At 63.1% G+C, this 21,782-nt stretch carries 14 protein-coding genes, 4 tRNA genes, 1 rRNA gene and 1 pseudogene; 1 reads left to right on the forward strand and 19 read right to left on the reverse strand.

What is annotated here, in order from left to right:
- Nucleotides 1–45: 45 nt before the first annotated feature.
- The 7 genes from tuf (ACEI37_RS26140) to rpoB form a co-directional block, all read right to left on the reverse strand.
- Nucleotides 46–1,236 (reverse strand): elongation factor Tu, encoded by a 1,191-nt coding sequence (gene tuf, locus ACEI37_RS26140; protein WP_373378725.1) that lies wholly within the window; start codon nt 1,234–1,236, stop codon nt 46–48.
- Between the two features lie 82 nt (nt 1,237–1,318).
- On the reverse strand, nt 1,319–3,427 hold the full coding sequence (fusA, locus tag ACEI37_RS26145; RefSeq protein WP_373378726.1) for an elongation factor G: 2,109 nt from the start codon (nt 3,425–3,427) through the stop codon (nt 1,319–1,321).
- 117 nt (nt 3,428–3,544) lie between these two features.
- Nucleotides 3,545–4,015, reverse strand: coding sequence for a 30S ribosomal protein S7 (gene rpsG, locus ACEI37_RS26150; protein ID WP_010810459.1), 471 nt, complete (start codon nt 4,013–4,015; stop codon nt 3,545–3,547).
- 224 nt (nt 4,016–4,239) lie between these two features.
- On the reverse strand, nt 4,240–4,617 hold the full coding sequence (gene rpsL / locus ACEI37_RS26155; protein WP_006576501.1) for a 30S ribosomal protein S12: 378 nt from the start codon (nt 4,615–4,617) through the stop codon (nt 4,240–4,242).
- 335 nt (nt 4,618–4,952) lie between these two features.
- The gene (gene recQ / locus ACEI37_RS26160) at nt 4,953–6,800 is read right to left on the reverse strand and encodes a DNA helicase RecQ (protein ID WP_373378727.1); all 1,848 of its coding nucleotides are present in this window, start codon (nt 6,798–6,800) and stop codon (nt 4,953–4,955) included.
- A 198-nt stretch (nt 6,801–6,998) separates the two neighbouring features.
- Nucleotides 6,999–11,240, reverse strand: coding sequence for a DNA-directed RNA polymerase subunit beta' (rpoC, locus tag ACEI37_RS26165; protein WP_018003796.1), 4,242 nt, complete (start codon nt 11,238–11,240; stop codon nt 6,999–7,001).
- 117 nt (nt 11,241–11,357) lie between these two features.
- Nucleotides 11,358–15,464: a DNA-directed RNA polymerase subunit beta gene (rpoB, locus tag ACEI37_RS26170; RefSeq protein ID WP_373378728.1), complete on the reverse strand. Its 4,107-nt coding sequence runs from the start codon at nt 15,462–15,464 to the stop codon at nt 11,358–11,360.
- Between rpoB and ACEI37_RS26175 the strand changes: the two genes are divergently transcribed.
- Nucleotides 15,345–15,707 carry a hypothetical protein gene (locus ACEI37_RS26175; RefSeq protein WP_373380332.1) on the forward strand — a complete coding sequence of 121 codons (363 nt, stop codon included), beginning with the start codon at nt 15,345–15,347 and terminating at the stop codon, nt 15,705–15,707. The genes rpoB and ACEI37_RS26175 overlap by 120 nt on opposite strands.
- Nucleotides 15,708–15,902: 195 nt before the next feature.
- Here the strand turns inward: ACEI37_RS26175 and rplL are convergent, their stop codons facing one another.
- The 12 genes and pseudogenes from rplL to rrf all read right to left on the reverse strand — a co-directional run bounded on the left by rplL (nt 15,903) and on the right by rrf (nt 21,724).
- Nucleotides 15,903–16,277 (reverse strand): 50S ribosomal protein L7/L12, encoded by a 375-nt coding sequence (gene rplL, locus ACEI37_RS26180; RefSeq protein ID WP_012354151.1) that lies wholly within the window; start codon nt 16,275–16,277, stop codon nt 15,903–15,905.
- 69 nt (nt 16,278–16,346) lie between these two features.
- Nucleotides 16,347–16,868, reverse strand: a complete 522-nt coding sequence (rplJ, locus tag ACEI37_RS26185; RefSeq protein ID WP_373378729.1) for a 50S ribosomal protein L10 — start codon at nt 16,866–16,868, stop codon at nt 16,347–16,349.
- Nucleotides 16,869–17,274: 406 nt separating this feature from the next.
- On the reverse strand, nt 17,275–17,970 hold the full coding sequence (gene rplA / locus ACEI37_RS26190; RefSeq protein ID WP_012354153.1) for a 50S ribosomal protein L1: 696 nt from the start codon (nt 17,968–17,970) through the stop codon (nt 17,275–17,277).
- Complete coding sequence (rplK, locus tag ACEI37_RS26195) at nt 17,971–18,402, reverse strand: 50S ribosomal protein L11 (protein ID WP_010810467.1); 432 nt, start codon at nt 18,400–18,402, stop codon at nt 17,971–17,973.
- Between the two features lie 162 nt (nt 18,403–18,564).
- On the reverse strand, nt 18,565–19,146 hold the full coding sequence (nusG, locus tag ACEI37_RS26200; RefSeq protein WP_010810468.1) for a transcription termination/antitermination protein NusG: 582 nt from the start codon (nt 19,144–19,146) through the stop codon (nt 18,565–18,567).
- Nucleotides 19,147–19,156: 10 nt separating this feature from the next.
- Nucleotides 19,157–19,537, reverse strand: a complete 381-nt coding sequence (secE, locus tag ACEI37_RS26205; RefSeq protein ID WP_116383749.1) for a preprotein translocase subunit SecE — start codon at nt 19,535–19,537, stop codon at nt 19,157–19,159.
- 59 nt (nt 19,538–19,596) lie between these two features.
- Nucleotides 19,597–19,672, reverse strand: a tRNA-Trp gene (locus ACEI37_RS26210).
- 83 nt (nt 19,673–19,755) lie between these two features.
- A pseudogene (tuf, locus tag ACEI37_RS26215) lies at nt 19,756–20,948 on the reverse strand (elongation factor Tu).
- Between the two features lie 45 nt (nt 20,949–20,993).
- Nucleotides 20,994–21,068: transfer RNA gene (locus tag ACEI37_RS26220), tRNA-Thr, on the reverse strand.
- A 39-nt stretch (nt 21,069–21,107) separates the two neighbouring features.
- Nucleotides 21,108–21,181, reverse strand: a tRNA-Gly gene (locus ACEI37_RS26225).
- Between the two features lie 51 nt (nt 21,182–21,232).
- Nucleotides 21,233–21,318 (reverse strand) — tRNA-Tyr (locus tag ACEI37_RS26230).
- 293 nt (nt 21,319–21,611) lie between these two features.
- A 5S ribosomal RNA gene (rrf, locus tag ACEI37_RS26235) occupies nt 21,612–21,724 on the reverse strand.
- Between the last annotated feature and the right edge of the window lie 58 nt (nt 21,725–21,782).

Below are 21,782 nucleotides of genomic sequence, written 5' to 3' on the forward strand. Positions count from 1 at the left end.
GCCCGTTGAATGGGGACATGCCCGCAGGCATGTCCCAGGAAGTGCTTAGTCGAGGATCTTTGCCACGACGCCGGCGCCGACGGTACGGCCGCCTTCGCGGATGGCGAAGCGCAGGCCTTCTTCCATGGCGATCGGGGCGATCAGCTTGACGGTGATCGACACGTTGTCACCCGGCATGACCATTTCCTTGTCCGCCGGCAGCTCGATCGAGCCGGTCACGTCGGTGGTACGGAAGTAGAACTGCGGGCGATAGTTGTTGAAGAACGGGGTGTGACGGCCGCCTTCGTCCTTCGACAGGATGTACACCTCGCCGGTGAAGTGGGTGTGCGGCTTGATCGAACCCGGCTTGCACAGCACCTGGCCGCGCTCGACGTCTTCACGCTTGGTGCCGCGCAGCAGCAGACCGACGTTGTCGCCAGCCTGGCCCTGGTCCAGCAGCTTGCGGAACATTTCCACGCCGGTGCAGGTGGTCTTCACGGTCGGCTTGATACCGACGATTTCGATTTCTTCGCCGACCTTGATGATGCCGCGCTCGATACGGCCGGTCACCACGGTGCCGCGACCCGAGATCGAGAACACGTCTTCCACCGGCATCAGGAAGGTACCGTCAACGGCACGCTCCGGCGTCGGGATGTAGTTGTCCAGCGCGTCGGCCAGGTTCATGATGGCCACTTCGCCCAGCTCGCCCTTGTCGCCTTCCAGCGCCAGCTTGGCCGAACCCTTGATGATCGGGGTGTCGTCGCCGGGGAACTCGTACTTCGACAGCAGCTCGCGCACTTCCATCTCGACCAGCTCGAGCAGTTCGGCGTCGTCCACCATGTCGCACTTGTTCAGGAACACGATGATGTACGGCACGCCAACCTGGCGGGCCAGCAGGATGTGCTCGCGGGTCTGCGGCATCGGGCCGTCAGCGGCCGAGCACACCAGGATCGCGCCGTCCATCTGGGCGGCACCGGTGATCATGTTCTTGACGTAGTCGGCGTGGCCCGGGCAGTCAACGTGCGCGTAGTGGCGGTTGGCCGTCTCGTATTCGACGTGGGCGGTATTGATGGTAATACCGCGGGCCTTCTCTTCCGGCGCTGCGTCGATTTCGTCGTACTTCTTGGCCGCACCACCGAACTTCGCTGCCAGCACCGTGGCGATCGCTGCGGTCAGCGTGGTCTTGCCATGGTCAACGTGACCAATCGTACCAACGTTCACGTGCGGCTTGGTCCGCTCGAACTTTTCCTTTGCCATTTTTTTCAGCTCCTAATGGAATGCAGTCTTGTCGATTCATCACGCCGCCGCGTCCTGGCGGACGCGGCGGCATACAGCTTATTTACTTGCCCTTGGCCGCCATCACTGCTTCGGCGATGTTCTTCGGCGCCTCGGCGTAGTGCTTGAATTCCATGGTGTAGGTGGCGCGGCCTTGCGTGGCCGAGCGCAGCGCGGTCGAATAACCGAACATTTCCGACAGCGGGACTTCGGCCTTGATGATCTTGCCGCCGCCCACCATGTCGTCCATGCCCTGCACGATACCGCGGCGGGACGACAGGTCGCCCATCACGGTACCGGTGTAGTCTTCCGGCGTTTCCACTTCCACGGCCATCATCGGCTCGAGCAGAACCGGGCTGGCCTTGCGCATGGCTTCCTTGAAAGCCATCGAGCCGGCCATGCGGAACGCGTTTTCGTTCGAGTCCACGTCGTGGTACGAACCGAACGTCAGCGTGACCTTCACGTCCACCACCGGGAAGCCAGCCAGGATACCGGCCGTCAGCGTGTCGACGATACCCTTTTCGACCGCCGGGATGTATTCGCGAGGAATCACACCGCCCTTGATGGCATCGACGAATTCGAAGCCCTTGCCCGGCTCTTGCGGTTCCAGCGTGATCACGGCGTGACCGTACTGGCCGCGGCCGCCCGACTGCTTGACGAACTTGCCTTCGACGTCCTCGGCCTTCTTGCGGATGGTTTCGCGGTAGGCCACCTGGGGCGCGCCGATGTTGGCTTCCACGCCGAATTCGCGCTTCATGCGGTCGACCAGAATTTCGAGGTGGAGCTCGCCCATGCCCGAAATGATGGTCTGGCCCGATTCTTCATCGGTACGCACGCGGAACGACGGATCTTCGGCGGCCAGGCGGTTCAGGGCGATGCCCATCTTTTCCTGGTCGGCCTTGGTCTTCGGCTCCACTGCCTGCGAGATCACCGGCTCCGGGAACACCATGCGCTCGAGCACGATCGGCGCAGCCGGATCGCACAGCGTGTCGCCCGTGGTGGCATCCTTCAGGCCCACCGCGGCGGCGATGTCGCCGGCCAGCACTTCCTTGATTTCTTCGCGCTGGTTGGCGTGCATCTGCAGAATACGGCCCAGACGCTCCTTCTTCTGCTTCACCGGGTTGTACACGGTGTCGCCCGAATTGATCTTGCCCGAGTACACCCGGAAGAAGATCAGCTGGCCGACGAACGGGTCGGTCATGATCTTGAACGCCAGTGCCGAGAACTTTTCGTTGTCGTCCGCCTTGCGCTCGAGCTTCTTCTCGCTGTCGTCCTCGTCCGTGCCCGTAACCGGCGGAATGTCGACCGGCGACGGCAGGAAGTCGATCACGGCGTCGAGCATACGCTGCACGCCCTTGTTCTTGAACGCGGTGCCGCACAGCATCGGCTGGATTTCGCAAGCGATGGTACGGTCACGCAGCGCCTTGACGATCTCGGCGCGGGTCAGCTCTTCGCCGCCCAGGTACTTTTCCATCAGCTCTTCGCTGGCTTCGGCGGCGGACTCGACCATCTTCTCGCGCCATTCGTCAGCGGTGGCTTGCAGCTCTGCCGGGATGTCCTTGTATTCGAACTTCACGCCCTGGCTGGCTTCGTCCCAGACGATCGCCTTCATTTCCAGCAGGTCGACAACGCCCTGGAAGCCGTCTTCAGCGCCGATCGGCACCACCACGGGCACCGGGTTGGCCTTCAGGCGGGTCTTCAGCTGGTCGTAGACCTTGAAGAAGTTGGCGCCGGTACGGTCCATCTTGTTGACGAATGCCAGACGCGGCACGCGGTACTTGTTGGCCTGACGCCAGACGGTTTCCGACTGCGGCTGCACGCCACCCACGGCGCAGTACACCATGCAGGCGCCGTCCAGCACGCGCATGGAACGCTCCACCTCGATGGTGAAGTCCACGTGGCCCGGGGTGTCGATGATGTTGAAACGGTGCTCGGGGTAGTTGCCGGCCATGCCCTTCCAGAAGGCGGTGGTGGCAGCGGAGGTGATGGTAATACCACGCTCCTGCTCCTGCTCCATCCAGTCCATGGTGGCAGCGCCGTCGTGCACTTCACCGATCTTGTGGTTCACACCGGTGTAGAACAGGATGCGCTCGGTCGTGGTGGTTTTACCCGCGTCAATGTGAGCCGAAATACCGATGTTGCGGTAACGCTCGATGGGAGTCTTACGAGCCACTTTAATCCTCTATTCGTCCGTGAGGCGCCGGCATCTCATGGCCTGCGCCCCTAACACAAACGGGCGAGATGTGTAAAAACACAACCCGCCCGGCAACCAACAATGTTTTCGCTCGCTTTAGAAGCGGAAGTGCGAGAACGCCTTGTTGGCTTCGGCCATGCGGTGCACTTCGTCGCGCTTCTTCATCGCGCCGCCACGGCCTTCCGATGCTTCCAGCAGCTCACCTGCCAGGCGCAGCGCCATCGACTTCTCGCTGCGTTTTTTCGCGGCCTCACGCAGCCAGCGCATCGCCAATGCCAAACGACGCGACGGACGGACTTCGACCGGAACCTGATAGTTGGCGCCGCCCACGCGACGGCTCTTCACTTCCACCACCGGCTTCACGTTGTTGATGGCAACGGAGAACACTTCGATGGGGGCCTTGCCTGCCTTCTTTTCGATCTGGTCGAACGCGCCATAAACGATACGTTCGGCAACCGACTTCTTGCCGTCCAGCATCAGCACGTTCATGAACTTGGCAACTTCAACGTTGCCGAACTTCGGATCAGGCAGAACATCCCGCTTGGGGACTTCACGACGACGTGGCATCTTCTTTCCTTTAGATTCAGTTGAGAGCGCGGTCAGAGTTTCCCGCTCTCCGGCCACCAACTAGCTTGCATGCAATGACAGCAAATTCGCCGGGTGACCACTTACTCGACGGCACGGTTGCCAAAAAGGCGCTCCGTTGTACCGCCGCCTGGTGACAGCACCATGACTTGCGCCACAGGCTATCGTCTGTTGCTTCGGGCCTTGCGGGCCCAGGCTGCCGAAACTTAGGCTGCCTTCGGACGCTTCGCGCCGTACTTCGAACGGGCCTGCTTGCGGTCCTTCACGCCTTGCAGATCCAGCGAACCACGGACGATGTGGTAACGCACACCCGGCAGATCCTTCACACGGCCGCCGCGGATCAGCACGACCGAGTGTTCCTGCAGGTTGTGGCCTTCACCGCCGATGTACGAAATGACTTCGAAACCGTTGGTCAGGCGCACCTTGGCGACCTTACGCAGTGCCGAGTTCGGCTTCTTCGGCGTCGTGGTGTACACACGGGTGCATACGCCACGGCGCTGGGGGCAGTTCTCAAGCGCCGGGCTCTTGCTCTTGATGACTTCCGAGACGCGCGGCTTGCGAACCAGTTGGTTGATAGTTGGCATTGTTCAATCCAGCTTGGTTTTACGAAAAACGCCCCTCGTGCCGGCATGCGCCAGGCTGGAGAGGCAACTACGGGTTTTGGGCGGGAGAGGTGAGCGGGCGCTCTGGAGACGGGACTGTGCGGTAACAGCATGCCAAAGAGCGCGAGCCGGCACCCGGATCCCGCGTCTGCCGCCACCCGTCCATGGAAACCCAGTCCGGTAGGCTTGCCGGCAGCGACCTGAAGGCCACTTATCCGACGGGCGAGCGAAATCCAAAGCCAAAAACTCGAATCTGGCATCCTAGCAGCGGAATCGTATACCGTCAAGCCGTATACCCGACTGGCAGACCCTCGCGGCTAGGCCCCGCGCAGGGTGTCGAGGATGCCCTGCCCGTAGCGCTCCAGCTTGGAGGCGCCAATCCCGGGAATGCCTTGCATCGCCGAGAGCGAATCCGGCGCGGTGCGCGCCAGTTCGGCCAGCGTGGCGTCATGGAAGATCACGTAGGCCGGTACGCCATGCTCGCGCGCGGCCTCGGTGCGCCAGCGGCGCAGCGCCTCCCAGTTGGCCAGCGTATCGGCGTCCATGTCGGCGGTATGGTCGATGCGCGTGCCGCGCGCCGCGCGCTCGCCGGACTTGCCCGGCCTGGCAGCCTGGCGGCGCAGGATGATCTGGCGCTCCCCCTTGAGCACTGCGCGGGCGTCCTCGCCCAGTAGCAGCGCGCCATGGCCACCATGGTCGATGGTCAGCAAGCCCTGCGCGATCAGCTGGCGGAACACCGTGTGCCATTCATGCACCGAGCGGTCCTTGCCGATGCCGAAGGTCGAGACCTTGTCATGGCCCCATTGCCTGATCTTTTCCGAGGCATTGCCACGCAGCACGTCGATCAGGTGGGTGGCCCCAAAGTGCACGCGGCTGGCCTGCGCGGTACGGTAGACGCAGGACAGCGCCATCTGCGCCTCGCGCGTGCCGTCCCACGTGGCGGGCGGCTCGAGGCAGGTATCGCAGTTGCCGCACGGTTCGCTGGCTTCGTTGAAATACGCCAGGATGCGCACGCGCCGGCAGCCGGCGGTTTCGCATAAACCCAGCAGCGCATCGAGCTTGGACGATGACACGCGCTTGAAGGCCTCGTCGGCCTCGGATTCGTCGATCATGCGCTTCTGCTGCACCACGTCACCCAGGCCGTAGGCCATCCAGGCATTGGCGGGCAGCCCGTCGCGGCCGGCGCGGCCGGTTTCCTGGTAATAGCCCTCCATGCTCTTGGGCAGGTCCAGGTGGGCGACAAAGCGTACGTCGGGCTTGTCGATGCCCATGCCGAAGGCGATCGTCGCCACCATCACCAGCCCTTCCTCCACGCGGAAGCGGGCCTGGTGATGCTGCCGCACCTGGGCGTCCATGCCGGCGTGGTAGGCGAGCGCGTTGATGCCGTGGCCGCTCAGCCACTGCGCGGTCTCCTCGACCTTCTTGCGTGACAGGCAATAGACGATGCCGCTGTCGTGGGTGCCGTCGGCCGCGGTATGTTCGGCCTTGATGAAGGCCAGCAGCTGCTGGCGCGCATTGTCCTTCTCGACGATGCGGTAGCGGATATTGGGCCGGTCGAAGCTGGAGATGAAGATGCGCGCGTCGTGCAGCGCCAGCCGCTCGACGATCTCGTCGCGCGTCAGCGCGTCGGCGGTCGCGGTCAGCGCGATGCGCGGCACGTACGGGAAGCGTTCGTGCAGCACCGACAGCTGGATGTATTCGGGGCGGAAATCGTGGCCCCATTGCGACACGCAGTGGGCTTCGTCGATCGCGAACAGGCCGACGCGGGTGCGCTCCAGCAGGTCAAGGAAGCGCGGCGTCATCAGCCGTTCCGGCGCCACGTAGAGGATCTCGATGCGCCCGGCCAGCAGGTCGCGCTCGACCGCGGAGGCCTCGGCGCCGGTCAGCGTCGAGTTGAGCACCGCGGCGCGCACGCCGGCCTCGGTCAGCGCCGCGACCTGGTCCTGCATCAGCGCGATCAGCGGCGACACCACGATGCCGACGCCATCGCCGGCGCGCTGGCGCAGCAGCGCCGGGATCTGGTAGCACAGCGACTTGCCGCCGCCGGTCGGCATCAGCACCAGGCAATCGCCGCCGGTGGCGACGTGGTCGATGATCTCGGCCTGGCGCCCGCGGAAGGCGTGGTAGCCGAAGACATCCTTGAGGATCGCCAGTGCTTGCGACATGGACAACGGAAATGCTGGAGCCGGAAAAGCCGTAACCTTACCACTAAGGGGGCTGGCCGCCGCGCCTGCGCGGCAAACTCTCCGATGTTTCTCACGAAATCGGCCGAGGGGCCGCGCCGCGCGCGGGCGAAAAAAAAGCCCGGCTGGATCAGCCGGGCTTTGGTCCGCCTTGCGGCGGGTGTCATCACTGCAACGGGATCAGGCGTTGTCGCCTTCGCCCTCGGTCGCCTGCACCACCGGCGGCTCGATGAAGAGCGACTGCTCTTCTTCGGCGATCGCCTGGGCGCGTTCGCGCTCCGAGGCCTCGCGTGCCTTGCGGGCACGGTGGTAGGCCAGGCCGGTACCAGCCGGGATCAAACGGCCGACGATCACGTTTTCCTTCAGGCCACGCAGGTCGTCGGTCTTGCCCATGATCGCGGCTTCGGTCAGCACGCGCGTGGTTTCCTGGAACGATGCCGCCGAGATGAAGCTGTCGGTCGACAGCGACGCCTTGGTAATACCCAGCAGCAGGTTCTCGTAGGTCGCCGGACGCTTGCCTTCGGCGATCACGCGATCGTTCTCGTCGAGCAGTTCCGAACGCTCCACCTGTTCACCCGGGATGAACTTGGTGTCGCCCACATCGACGATCTGAACACGGCGCAGCATCTGGCGAACGATCACCTCGATGTGCTTGTCGTTGATCTTCACGCCCTGCAGACGGTACACGTCCTGGACTTCGTCGACGATGTAGTGCGCCAGCTCTTCGATGCCCTTCAGGCGCAGGATGTCATGCGGGTCCGCCGGACCTTCCACGATCATTTCGCCCTTGTTCACCACCTGGCCGTCGTGCACCAGCACCTGCTTTTCCTTCGCGATCAGGAACTCGTGGGCGTTGCCGTCCAGGTCGGTGATGACCAGGCGCTGCTTGCCCTTGGTGTCCTTGCCGAACGAGGTCGTGCCGGTGACTTCCGCCAGCACGGCGGCGTCCTTCGGCGAACGCGCTTCGAACAGCTCGGCCACACGCGGCAGACCACCGGTAATGTCCCGGGTCTTCTGCGATTCGGTCGGGATACGCGCGAGCACTTCACCCACGTGCACCTGCTGGCCGTCCTTCACGGTAATCAGCGCGCCGACCTGGAAGCCGATGGTCACGGAGTGGTCCGTGCCCGGGATCTTCACTTCCTGGCCGTTGGCGTCGAGCAGCTTCACCTGCGGGCGGATGCCCTTGGTTGCGGCCGTGCGGCGCTTGGCGTCGATCACCACCAGGGTCGACAGGCCGGTGACTTCGTCCATCTGCTTGGCGACGGTCACGCCCTCTTCGACGTTCTCGAACTTGATCGTGCCCGAGTACTCCGAAACGATCGGGCGCGTCAGCGCGTCCCACGTGGCCAGTTGCGTGCCGGCCTTGATCGACTGGCCGTCCTGCACCAGCAGCGTGGCGCCGTACGGGATCTTGTGGCGCTCGCGCTCGCGGCCGTGGTCGTCGGTGATCAGCGCCTCGCCCGAACGCGAGATCACGATCAGTTCGCCCTTGGCGTTGGTCACGTAGCGCATGGTCGCGGTGAAGCGCACCGTACCGGTCGCCTTCGCTTCCACGCTCGAGGCCACTGCCGCACGCGATGCCGCACCACCGATGTGGAACGTACGCATGGTCAGCTGCGTGCCCGGCTCACCGATCGACTGCGCGGCGATCACGCCCACCGCTTCGCCCGAGTTCACCAGCACGCCGCGGCCCAGGTCGCGGCCGTAGCACTTGGCGCACAGGCCGTAGCGCGTGTCGCACGACAGGGGGGTGCGGACCTTGACTTCGTCGACGCCGATGTTGTCGATCAGCTCGACCAGGTCTTCGTCCAGCAGCGTGCCGGCCTCGATCGCGGTTTCCTGGGTTTCCGGATTGACCACGTCGGCCACGGTCACGCGGCCGAGGATACGGTCGCGCAGGGCTTCGATCACTTCACCGCCTTCGACCAGGGCCTTCATGGCCACGCCGTTGGAGGTGCCGCAATCGTCTTCCACCACGACCAGATCCTGCGTCACGTCGACCAGGCGGCGAGTCAGGTAACCCGAGTTCGCGGTCTTCAGTGCCGTATCGGCCAGGCCCTTACGGGCACCGTGGGTCGAGATGAAGTACTGCAGAACGTTCAGGCCTTCACGGAAGTTCGCCGTAATCGGCGTTTCAATGATCGAGCCATCCGGCTTGGCCATCAGGCCACGCATGCCGGCCAGCTGGCGGATCTGCGCGGCGGAACCCCGTGCGCCCGAGTCGGCCATCATGTAGATGGAGTTGAACGACTCTTGCTTCACGGTCTTGCCTTCGCGGTCGACCACGTCCTCGTGCTGCAGCTGCTCCATCATCGCCTTGCCCACCTGGTCGCCGGCGGCGCCCCAGATGTCCACGACGTTGTTGTAGCGTTCCTGGTCGGTCACCAGGCCCGACATGTACTGCTTGTCGTATTCCTTCACCTTGGCCGAGGCCTCGGCGATGATCTTTTCCTTGGCCGGCGGCACCAGCATGTCGTCGATCGCGATCGAGATACCGGCGCGGGTCGCCAGGCGGAAGCCCGACTGCAGCAGCTTGTCGGCGAAGATCACGGTCTCGCGCAGGCCGCAGCGGCGGAACGCCGTGTTGATCAGGCGCGAGATTTCCTTCTTCTTCAGCGGCTTGTTCAGCACCGAGAACGGCAGGCCCTTCGGCAGGATCTCGGACAGGATCGCGCGGCCGACCGTGGTGGCCTGCAGCGTGATCTTGGGCGCGAAACGCGCGTCGCCTTCGGCGTCCTTGTCGACCAGCTCATACTCGGTGATACGCACGTTCACGCGCGAAGCCAGTTCGACTTCCTTGTTCTCGTACGCGCGGATCACTTCGCTGATGTCGGCGAAGGTCATGCCCTCGCCCTTGCCGTTGATCTTGTCGCGGGTGGTGTAGTACAGGCCCAGCACCACGTCCTGCGACGGCACGATCGATGGGTCGCCGTTGGCCGGGAACAGCACGTTGTTGGAGGCCAGCATCAGGGTGCGGGCTTCCATCTGCGCTTCCAGCGACAGCGGCACGTGAACAGCCATCTGGTCACCGTCGAAGTCGGCGTTGAACGCCGCGCAGACCAGCGGGTGCAGCTGGATCGCCTTGCCTTCGATCAGCACCGGCTCGAACGCCTGGATGCCCAGGCGGTGCAGCGTCGGCGCACGGTTCAGCATCACCGGGTGCTCGCGGATCACCTCTTCGAGGATGTCCCACACCACCGGGGTCTGGCTTTCGACTTCCTTCTTCGCCGCCTTGATGGTGGTGGCGATGCCCATCGTTTCCAGCTTGTGGAAGATGAAGGGCTTGAACAGCTCAAGCGCCATCAGCTTGGGCAGGCCGCACTGGTGCAGCTTGAGCGTCGGGCCGACCACGATGACCGAACGGCCCGAGTAGTCGACGCGCTTGCCCAGCAGGTTCTGACGGAAACGGCCGCCCTTGCCCTTGATCATTTCGGCCAGGGACTTCAGCGGACGCTTGTTGGCACCGGTCATCGCCTTGCCGCGACGGCCGTTGTCCAGCAGCGAGTCAACCGCTTCCTGCAGCATGCGCTTTTCGTTGCGCACGATGATCTCAGGGGCCTTCAGCTCCAGCAGGCGCTTCAGGCGGTTATTACGGTTGATGACGCGGCGATACAGGTCGTTCAGGTCCGAGGTCGCGAAGCGGCCGCCGTCCAGCGGCACCAGCGGGCGCAGCTCCGGCGGCAGCACCGGCAGCACCTCGAGGATCATCCACTCGGGCTTGATGCCCGAACGCTGGAAGGCCTCGAGCACCTTCAGGCGCTTGGCAAACTTCTTGATCTTGGCTTCGGAACCGGTGGCCTGCAGCTCGGCGCGGATCTGTTCGATCTGCTTCTCGATGTCGATGCCGCGCAGCAGTTCACGGATGCCCTCGGCACCCATCATGGCGACGAACTCGCCTTCGCCGTACTCGTCGCACTTCGCCAGGTAGTCGTCTTCGGACATGATCTGGCTCTTCTTGAGCGGGGTCATGCCGGGTTCGATCACCACGAATGCTTCGAAGTACAGCACGCGCTCGATGTCGCGCAGCGTCATGTCCAGGACCATGCCCAGGCGCGACGGCAGCGACTTCAGGAACCAGATGTGCGCGGTCGGCGCGGCCAGTTCGATGTGGCCCATGCGCTCGCGACGCACCTTGGCCAGCGTCACTTCAACGCCGCACTTCTCGCAGATCACGCCACGGTGCTTCAGGCGCTTGTACTTGCCGCACAGGCACTCGTAGTCCTTGATCGGGCCAAAGATCTTGGCGCAGAACAGGCCGTCGCGTTCCGGCTTGAACGTACGGTAGTTGATCGTTTCCGGCTTCTTCACTTCGCCGTACGACCACGAACGGATCTTCTCGGGCGAGGCCAGGCCGATCTTGATCGCGTCGAACTGCTCTTCCTGCTGTACCTGCTTAAAGAGATCGAGCAATGCTTTCATTGCAACTCCTTGTTTCGCCAGCGGCCCGGAGTTGGTCCGGGACGATGGCATTCATTCTGTGGGAAATCCTGTTCGCTGGCGGGTACCGGCCGCGGCCGGCACCCTCACCTGCCCTGATCAGTAGCGATCGAGGTCGATGTCGATACCCAGCGAGCGGATTTCCTTCACCAGCACGTTGAACGATTCCGGCATGCCGGCATCGATCGAGTGCTCGCCCTTGACGATGTTCTCGTACACCTTGGTACGGCCGTTCACGTCATCGGACTTGACCGTCAGCATTTCCTGCAGCACGTACGACGCGCCGTAGGCTTCCAGTGCCCACACTTCCATCTCACCGAAACGCTGGCCACCGAACTGGGCCTTGCCGCCCAGCGGTTGCTGCGTCACCAGCGAGTACGGGCCGGTCGAACGTGCGTGCATCTTGTCGTCGACCAGGTGGTGCAGCTTCAGCATGTGCATCACACCCAGCGTGACCGGACGCTCGAACGCTTCGCCGGTGCGGCCGTCGAACAGCGTGACCTGCTGCTTGGAAGCCGTCAGGCCCTTTTCGCGGGCGACGTCGTCCGGGTAGGCCAGGTCCAGCATGCGGCGGATTTCGTCCTCGTGGGCACCGTCGAACACCGGGGTCGCAAACGGCACGCCCTTCTTCAGGTTGTTCGCCAGTTCCAGCACTTCGGCATCGGACAGGCTGTCCAGGTCTTCCGGCTTGCCGCTCTCGTTGTAGATCTGCGAGAGCAGCGTGCGCAGTTCCTGCGCCTTGGCTTGCGCCTTGAGCATGTCGCCGATGCGCTGGCCCAGGCCGCGCGCGGCCCAGCCCAGGTGGGTTTCCAGGATCTGGCCCACGTTCATCCGCGACGGCACGCCCAGCGGGTTCAGCACGATGTCGGCCGGGGTACCGTCCGCCATGTACGGCATGTCTTCGATCGGCACGATCTTCGACACCACACCCTTGTTACCGTGACGGCCGGCCATCTTGTCGCCCGGCTGCAGGCGGCGCTTGACGGCCAGGTAGACCTTGACCATCTTGATCACGCCCGGCGGCAGTTCGTCGCCCTGCGTCAGCTTCTTGCGCTTCTCTTCGAAGGCCAGGTCGAACTCGTGGCGCTTCTGCTCGATGGCTTCCTTGACGGCTTCCAGCTGGGCAGCCAGTTCCTCGTCGGCCGGACGGATGTCGAACCAGTGGTACTTGTCGATGTCCGCCAGGTACTCCTTGGTGATCTTGGCACCCTTGGCCAGCTTCTTCGGACCACCGTTGACGGTCTTGTCGACCAGCAGGCGCTCCAGACGCTGGAATGCGTCGCCTTCCACGATACGCAGCTGGTCGTTCAGGTCCAGGCGGTAGCGCTTCAGTTCGTCGTCGATAATCGACTGGGCACGCTTGTCGCGGGTCACGCCTTCGCGGGTGAAGACCTGGACGTCGATCACGATGCCGCTCATGCCCGACGGCACGCGCAGCGAGGTGTCCTTCACGTCCGACGCCTTCTCGCCGAAGATCGCGCGCAGCAGCTTCTCTTCCGGCGTCAGCTGGGTCTCGCCCTTGGGCGTGACCTTGCCCACCAGCACGTCGCCGGCTTCGACCTCGGCACCGATGTAGGTGATGCCCGACTCGTCCAGGCGCGCCAGCTGGGCTTCGGCCAGGTTCGAGATATCGCGCGTGATTTCTTCCGGTCCCAGCTTGGTGTCGCGGGCGACGACCGACAGTTCCTCGATGTGGATCGAGGTATAGCGGTCTTCGGCCACCACACGCTCCGAGATCAGGATCGAATCCTCGAAGTTGTAGCCGTTCCACGGCATGAACGCCACCAGCATGTTCTGGCCCAGCGCCAGTTCGCCCAGGTCGGTCGAGGCGCCGTCGGCGATGACGTCGCCGCGGGCCACGTGGTCGCCCACCTTGACCATCGGACGCTGGTTGATGTTGGTGTTCTGGTTCGAGCGCGTGTACTTGATCAGGTTGTAGATGTCCACGCCGACTTCACCGGCCACGGCTTCGTCGTCGTTCACGCGGATCACGATACGCATCGCGTCGACGTAGTCGACCACGCCGCCACGCATCGCCTGCACGGCGGTGCCCGAGTCGACCGCAACGGTGCGCTCGATGCCGGTGCCGACCAGCGGCTTGTCCGGACGCAGGCAAGGCACGGCCTGGCGCTGCATGTTCGCGCCCATCAGTGCACGGTTCGCGTCATCGTGTTCCAGGAACGGCACCAGCGAGGCAGCGGCCGACACGATCTGCGACGGCGCCACGTCGATGTACTGCACGCGATCCGGCGTCACCATACGGGTTTCACGCTCGGAGCCTTCACGCGCCGACACCAGTTCGTCGGTCAGGTTGCCGTCGGCATCGACCGTCGCATTGGCCTGCGCCACCACGTACTTGCCTTCCTCGATCGCCGACAGGTAGTCGACCTCGTCGGTCAGCTTGCTGTCGACCACCTTGCGGTACGGCGTTTCCAGGAAGCCGTATTCGTTCAGGCGGGCATACAGTGCCAGCGAGTTGATCAGGCCAATGTTCGGACCTTCCGGCGTTTCGATCGGGCACACGCGGCCATAGTGGGTCGGGTGCACGTCGCGGACTTCAAAGCCGGCGCGCTCGCGCGTCAGGCCGCCCGGGCCCAGTGCGGAGACGCGGCGCTTGTGCGTGATCTCCGACAGCGGGTTGGTCTGGTCCATGAACTGCGACAGCTGCGACGAACCGAAGAACTCGCGGATCGCCGACGAGATCGGCTTCGAGTTGATCAGGTCGTGCGGCATCAGGTTCTCGGTCTCGGCCTGGCCCAGACGTTCCTTGACGGCACGCTCCACGCGCGACAGGCCGGCGCGGAACTGGTTCTCGGCCAGTTCGCCGACGCAACGCACGCGACGGTTGCCCAGGTGATCGATGTCATCGACCTCGCCCTTGCCGTTGCGCAGGTTGACCAGGATCTTGATGGTCTCGAGGATGTCCTCGTCCTGCAGCACCATGGCGCCTTCGCCGCTGGGGCGGCCCAGGCGGCTGTTGACCTTCATGCGGCCCACGCGCGACAGGTCGTACGACTCTTCGCTGTAGAACAGGCGCTGGAACAGCGCTTCCACGGCTTCTTCGGTCGGCGGCTCGCCCGGACGCATCATGCGGTAGATCGCGATACGCGCAGCGGTCTGGTCGACGGTCTCGTCCACGCGCAGGGTCTGCGACATGTACGGGCCCTGGTCCAGATCGTTGGTGTACAGGGTCTGGATCTGCTTGACGCCGGCTTCGCGCAGGTTTTCCAGCAGCGCTTCGGTCAGCTCGTCATTGGCGTTGGCGATCACCTCGCCGGTGTCCGGGTCGATGATGTTCTTGGCCAGCACGCGGCCCAGCAGGTAGTCTTCCGGCACGCTGATCAGCTTGGTGCCGGCCGAGTCCAGGTCGCGGATGTGCTTGGCGTTGATCCGCTTGTCCTTCTCGACCACCACGCGGCCGTTCTTGTCGGCGATGTCGAAGCGCGCGACTTCACCGCGCAGGCGCTCGGGCACGAACTCCAGCTGTGCGCCTTCCGACTGCAGCGTGAAGTTGTCGAACACGAAGAAGTGCGCCAGGATCTGTTCCGGGGTCAGGCCGATCGACTTCAGCAGGATCGTCACCGGCATCTTGCGGCGGCGGTCGACGCGGAAGTACAGGATGTCCTTCGGATCGAATTCGAAGTCCAGCCACGAGCCGCGGTAGGGGATGATACGTGCCGAGAACAGCAGCTTGCCCGAGCTGTGGGTCTTGCCCTTGTCGTGCTCGAAGAACACGCCCGGCGAGCGGTGCAGCTGCGAGACGATGACACGCTCGGTGCCGTTGATGACGAACGAACCCGTGGAAGTCATGAGCGGAATCTCGCCCATGTAGACTTCCTGCTCCTTCACTTCCTTTACCTTGCCCGGGTTCTCGCGATCGTTGATGATCAGGCGAACCTTGGCGCGCAGCGCCGAATGGAACGTCAGGCCACGCTGCTGGCATTCCTTGACATCGAACGGCGGGTTGGACAGGTGATACGAGACGAACTCCATACGGGCGAGCCCGTTATGCGAGGAGATCGGGAAAATTGCGTTGAAAGCGGCCTGGAGGCCTTCGGTCTTGCGACGTGCGGGTGGCGTATCCGCTTGCAAGAACTGGGTGTAGGATTCAATCTGGGTGGCAAGCAGGAATGGAACCTGATGTACCGTCGCGCGCTTCGCAAAGCTTTTGCGAATGCGCTTCTTTTCGGTGAAGCTGTACGCCATGGGATCTCCGAATCATCGCAGGACTGGCTGGACCTGGCCGGACCTGAGGTGTTCAGCGACTGGGAGGGGATTTGGCGGTTGGCCGCTACCAACCTCTGGCTGACGGTGTCCGCACGCTGCGGGCGGTGTGGTCGTCGCTTCAGCGCAACGCCTGTACTCGCCCGGGGGACACCCGACCAAACTTGTCTTCTGCAGTCGGTTCAGAAGACAAACATCAGCAGCAACCACTTAGTGTGCCACTGATGTTTGGCCTCTGCTGAATCGCCGGCAAATCGATCTTCGCCGCGAATCGCAAACATCACTTTTACTGCGTTAGTCACGCATTAGCGCTGTGTCGAGTGGTGACTAAAACACAATCGCACAAGCGCAAAAAGGCTGGCGCCGGGAATTTCCCTTTGCCAGCCCCCTTCGCGTGCCGCGAGGCACGCGAGTACAGCATTACTTGACGTCGACCTTGGCGCCGGCGTCTTCCAGCTTCTTCTTGGCTTCGGCAGCAGCAGCCTTGTCCACGCCTTCCTTGACGGGCTTCGGTGCGCCATCGACCAGGTCCTTGGCTTCCTTCAGGCCCAGGCCGGTGATTTCGCGAACAGCCTTAATCACGCCAACCTTGTTGGCGCCGACTTCGGCCAGGATCACGTTGAACTCGGTCTGCTCTTCGGCAGCAGCAGCACCGGCAGCGCCCGGAGCAGCAGCCACGGCCATGGCAGCGGCCGACACGCCAAACTTCTCTTCGAACGCCTTGACCAGGTCGTTCAGTTCCATCACGGACATCGCGCCAACGGCTTCCAGGATGTCGTCTTTGGTGATTGCCATTTGAAATACTCCTACTAGATTTGATTCGGTATCGGTAATGCGATCTTGCGATGCGCGGCCTGGATTGCCTTAGGCGCTGGCAGCTTCCGCTTCCGCGGGAGCACCTTCTGCCTTCTTGGCGGCCAGAGCAGCCAGCAGACGGGCGAAGCCCGACACCGGTGCCTGCATCACGCCCAGCAGCTGAGCAATCAGTTCGTCGCGGCTCGGGATCGAGGCCAGCGCCTTCACGGCGGCAGCGTCGAGAACCTTGCCGTCATACGACCCGGCGCGCAGGACCAGCTTGTCGTTGGTCTTGGCGAAGTCGTTCAGAACCTTGGCCGAGGCCACTGCATCTTCGGAAATACCGTAGATCAGCGGACCGGTCATCTGCTCTGCGAGGCCTGCAAACGGCGTACCTTCGACGGCACGGCGGGCCAGCGTGTTCTTCAGAACGCGCAGGTACACGCCTTGCTGGCGAGCGGTAGCACGCAGCTTGGTCAGATCGCCAACCGCAATGCCGCGATATTCGGCGACGACGATGGTCTGGGCCTTGGCGACTTGCGCCGAGACCTCAGCAACGACGGCCTTCTTATCTTCAATATTGAGTGGCACGGTTAAGCTCCAAAATGACGCTGGGTCTCCGGCATACCGGAGCCTTCACGTCAGCACAAACGAACGGCGTCCGATTGGCCCGAATCATCCGGGTCGAGGCCCGGCTTCATCAATCCCTTCGGGTGCGCCATCTGCGCTGGCTGGCCGGAAAACGTCGCACAGGCGTAGCGCCTGCGCTCTGCACCGACCGATTAAGCCCTTTCCGCCCTGCTGCCGCGGACAAGAACACCAGCGGTCTTTGATAACCAGCGGTACGGCCGATGCTTGCGCATCGAACACGGCACCACTGCCCAAAGCCTTGCTCCTTTCCTTGCGGTCCGGAGACGACCCTCGCCATTGGCCAGGGTCTTCAATTCTTGCTTGCCGACCGGTGTTATCGGGTTCCGGTCAGCAATGTGCCGTCAGCTCAGGCTGCCAGCGTAGCTTGGTCGACACGCACGCCAACGCCCATGGTCGACGAAACCGCGACCTTGCGCAGGTACACCCCCTTGCTGGTGGCCGGCTTCGCCTTGACTAGCGCGTCCAGCAGCGCCGCCAGGTTGCTCTTCAGCGCGGCGTCTTCGAACGAACGGCGGCCGATGGTGGCGTGGATGATACCGGCCTTGTCGACACGGAACTGGACCTGACCGGCCTTGGCGTTCTTCACGGCCTGGGCCACGTCGGGGGTCACGGTACCGACCTTCGGGTTCGGCATCAGGCCGCGCGGGCCCAGGATCTGGCCCAGCGTACCGACGATACGCATCGTGTCCGGCGAGGCGATCACGACGTCGAAGTTCAGGTTGCCGGCCTTGACTTGCTCAGCCAGGTCTTCCATGCCGACGATGTCGGCACCGGCGGCCTTGGCGGCCTCGGCCTTGTCGCCCTGGGCGAACACGGCCACGCGCACCGACTTGCCGGTACCGGCAGGCAGCACCACGGAACCACGCACGACCTGGTCCGACTTCTTGGCGTCGATGCCCAGTTGCACGGCCACGTCGATCGACTCGTCGAACTTCGCCGAGGCGCAGCCCTTCACCAGGCCCAGGGCCTCGTCGATCGGGTAGAACTTGGTACGCTCGATCTTCGCCTTGTTGGCGGCGACGCGCTTGGAAACCTTAGCCATTTACAGACCCTCCACGGTGATGCCCATCGAACGAGCCGAACCGGCGATGGTACGCACGGCGGCGTCCAGGTCGGCGGCGGTCAGGTCAGCGTTCTTGGCCTTGGCGATTTCTTCAGCCTGGGCGCGGGTGATCTTGCCAACCTTGTCGGTGTGGGGCTTCGGCGAACCCTTGGTGATGCCGGCTGCCTTCTTGATCAGCACGGTCGCCGGCGGCGACTTCATCACGAAGGTGAAGCTCTTGTCGGCGAAGGCGGTAATCACCACCGGCACCGGCAGACCGGGTTCCATACCCTGGGTCTGGGCGTTGAACGCCTTGCAGAACTCCATGATGTTCAGACCACGCTGACCCAGTGCGGGACCAACGGGCGGGGAGGGATTTGCCTTACCAGCCGGAATCTGCAGCTTGATAAAGCCAATGATCTTCTTGGCCATCTCTACTCCAATCCGGACCGCTCCACGAAGGGGTTGCGATCCTGTTGAGTCGTAACGCGCTGTCGCCGCACCGGTGGCACGGCCTCACGCTCCTCTTTGGCAGCGCCCTGGAGCGCTGCCGCTGCCCGTTGCCGACCTTGCGGCCGACAACCGGCAAATTCCTTAAACCTTCTCGACCTGGCCGAACTCGAGCTCGACCGGCGTGGCGCGCCCGAAGATGGTGACCGAGACACGCAAGCGCGATTTCTCGTAGTTCACTTCTTCGACGTTGCCGTTGAAATCGGTGAACGGGCCGTCCTTGACGCGCACCATTTCACCCACTTCGAACAGCGTCTTGGGACGCGGCTTCTCGACCCCTTCCTGCATCTGGGTCATGATCTTGTCGACCTCGCGCTGCGAAATCGGGCTCGGGCGATTGCGGGCACCGCCCACGAAACCGGTAACCTTGCTGGTGTTCTTCACCAGGTGCCAGGTCTCGTCGGTCATTTCCATTTCCACCAGCACGTAGCCGGGGAAGAAACGACGCTCGGTGACCGACTTGTGGCCGCCCTTGATTTCCACGACTTCTTCGGACGGCACCAGGATGCGGCCAAACTTGTCCTGCATCTCGGCGCGCTCGATGCGCTCCTGCAGCGCGCGTTGCACGCTCTTCTCCATCCCGGAGTAGGCATGCACGACATACCAGCGCTTCTTCGACGAAGGCGATTCCGGCGCGGTGGTTTCCTGCTGAGCGTTATCCGTCATGTGCTACCTCTTATTTCCAGCCCAGTACGAGCGAAAACACGATCCACTCGATGAGCTTGTCCGCCGACCACAGGAACAGTGCCATGATGACGACAAAGACGAAGACCAGTCCCGTCATCTGCCCGGATTCCTTGCGCGTCGGCCAGACGACTTTGCGAACTTCCCGATACGACTCTTTGGCGAACCCAATGAAGTCCTTGCCCGGTGCAGACACCAGTGCAACGACGACGCCCAGTGCAATACCGCCGAACAGCGCAGCGCCACGTACATAAGACGGTTGCTGTGCGAGTGCATAGAAACCGATGACGCCGGCAACCACCAGCAGCACCGCGACGCCGAGCATCCACTTGCCGCTGCTGGCATTCACGGTTTCAACATTGGGATTGGCCATGTTTCGCAAACGAGACTAAGCCGCGTCACGATTGCTCCTCGCGACGCGGCTGATTGATTTGGCAGGGGCAGAGGGAATCGAACCCCCAACCTTCGGTTTTGGAGACCGACGCTCTGCCAGTTGAGCTATACCCCTAAAACAACTTCGGGGTCGACGCTTGCGCCAACCCCTCTGGCAACGAATGCGGCCGGTTGGTGCCGCATTCGCTATCGAACAGCTTAGTCGAGGATCTTTGCCACGACGCCGGCGCCGACGGTACGGCCACCTTCGCGGATGGCGAAGCGCAGGCCTTCTTCCATGGCGATCGGGGCGATCAGCTTGACGGTGATCGACACGTTGTCACCCGGCATGACCATTTCCTTGTCCGCCGGCAGCTCGATCGAGCCGGTCACGTCGGTGGTACGGAAGTAGAACTGCGGGCGATAGTTGTTGAAGAACGGGGTGTGACGGCCGCCTTCGTCCTTCGACAGGATGTACACCTCGCCGGTGAAGTGGGTGTGCGGCTTGATCGAACCCGGCTTGCACAGCACCTGGCCGCGCTCGACGTCTTCACGCTTGGTGCCGCGCAGCAGCAGACCGACGTTGTCGCCAGCCTGGCCCTGGTCCAGCAGCTTGCGGAACATTTCCACGCCGGTGCAGGTGGTCTTCACGGTCGGCTTGATATACCGACGATTTCGATTTCTTCGCCGACCTTGATGATGCCGCGCTCGATACGGCCGGTCACCACGGTGCCGCGACCCGAGATCGAGAACACGTCTTCCACCGGCATCAGGAAGGTACCGTCAACGGCACGCTCCGGCGTCGGGATGTAGTTGTCCAGCGCGTCGGCCAGGTTCATGATGGCCACTTCGCCCAGCTCGCCCTTGTCGCCTTCCAGCGCCAGCTTGGCCGAACCCTTGATGATCGGGGTGTCGTCGCCGGGGAACTCGTACTTCGACAGCAGCTCGCGCACTTCCATCTCGACCAGCTCGAGCAGTTCGGCGTCGTCCACCATGTCGCACTTGTTCAGGAACACGATGATGTACGGCACGCCAACCTGGCGGGCCAGCAGGATGTGCTCGCGGGTCTGCGGCATCGGGCCGTCAGCGGCCGAGCACACCAGGATCGCGCCGTCCATCTGGGCGGCACCGGTGATCATGTTCTTGACGTAGTCGGCGTGGCCCGGGCAGTCAACGTGCGCGTAGTGGCGGTTGGCCGTCTCGTATTCGACGTGGGCGGTATTGATGGTAATACCGCGGGCCTTCTCTTCCGGCGCTGCGTCGATTTCGTCGTACTTCTTGGCCGCACCACCGAACTTCGCTGCCAGCACCGTGGCGATCGCTGCGGTCAGCGTGGTCTTGCCATGGTCAACGTGACCAATCGTACCAACGTTCACGTGCGGCTTGGTCCGCTCGAACTTTTCCTTTGCCATTTCGCGACTCCTGTCTCGGTAGCGATATTGCCAGTGCGTGGTATTTGGTGCCCATGGGCAGGATCGAACTGCCGACCTCTCCCTTACCAAGGGAGTGCTCTACCACTGAGCCACATGGGCGAAACTAGACGTACTACTTTATGACAGCAACCGCGCGACTGGAGCGGGTGAAGGGAATCGAACCCTCGTCGTAAGCTTGGAAGGCTTCTGCTCTACCATTGAGCTACACCCGCCTGGGTCTTTCCTGCTTCTTCACCGGCGTTGCCGGCTGCTGTCTTGCATTCTGGTGGAGAGGGCTGGATTCGAACCAGCGTAGGCGTAAGCCAACAGATTTACAGTCTGCCCCCTTTAGCCACTCGGGCACCTCTCCGCAGAGAACTATCGATTATGGGCTTCCTCGCCGCTCCTGTCAAGCACTTTCCGTTGCGGATGCTGTGCTGCCAGGGAATCGGGAGGGCGTTCCGGCGTGGCGTCTGGCGCTGCCTGACCGCTCCCACAAGCGCAGTTTAGATTTCTGCGTTCTCACCCTATAGGGCTTTCAGGACGGCTCCTGGCGGCTTTGAAACGGCCTGGCGGAGCTTTACCCGGCGTCGTCTCGAATGGACGACGGAAAAGCAAAAACCCCTCGCAGCACACGCTGTCGAGGGGTTTTGCACAATAAGAGCCTGGCGATGACCTACTTTCACACGGGAATCCGCACTATCATCGGCGCGGAGCTGTTTCACGGTCCTGTTCGGGATGGGAAGGGGTGGTTCCAGCTCGCTATGGTCACCAGGCATGAGGGGTGGTGGCGCTGTCTGTGGACAGCGTCACGAATCGGGATGTAGTGTTGGT

This window comes from Cupriavidus nantongensis (genome assembly GCF_041726985.1).
GTDB lineage: Bacteria > Pseudomonadota > Gammaproteobacteria > Burkholderiales > Burkholderiaceae > Cupriavidus > Cupriavidus nantongensis_A.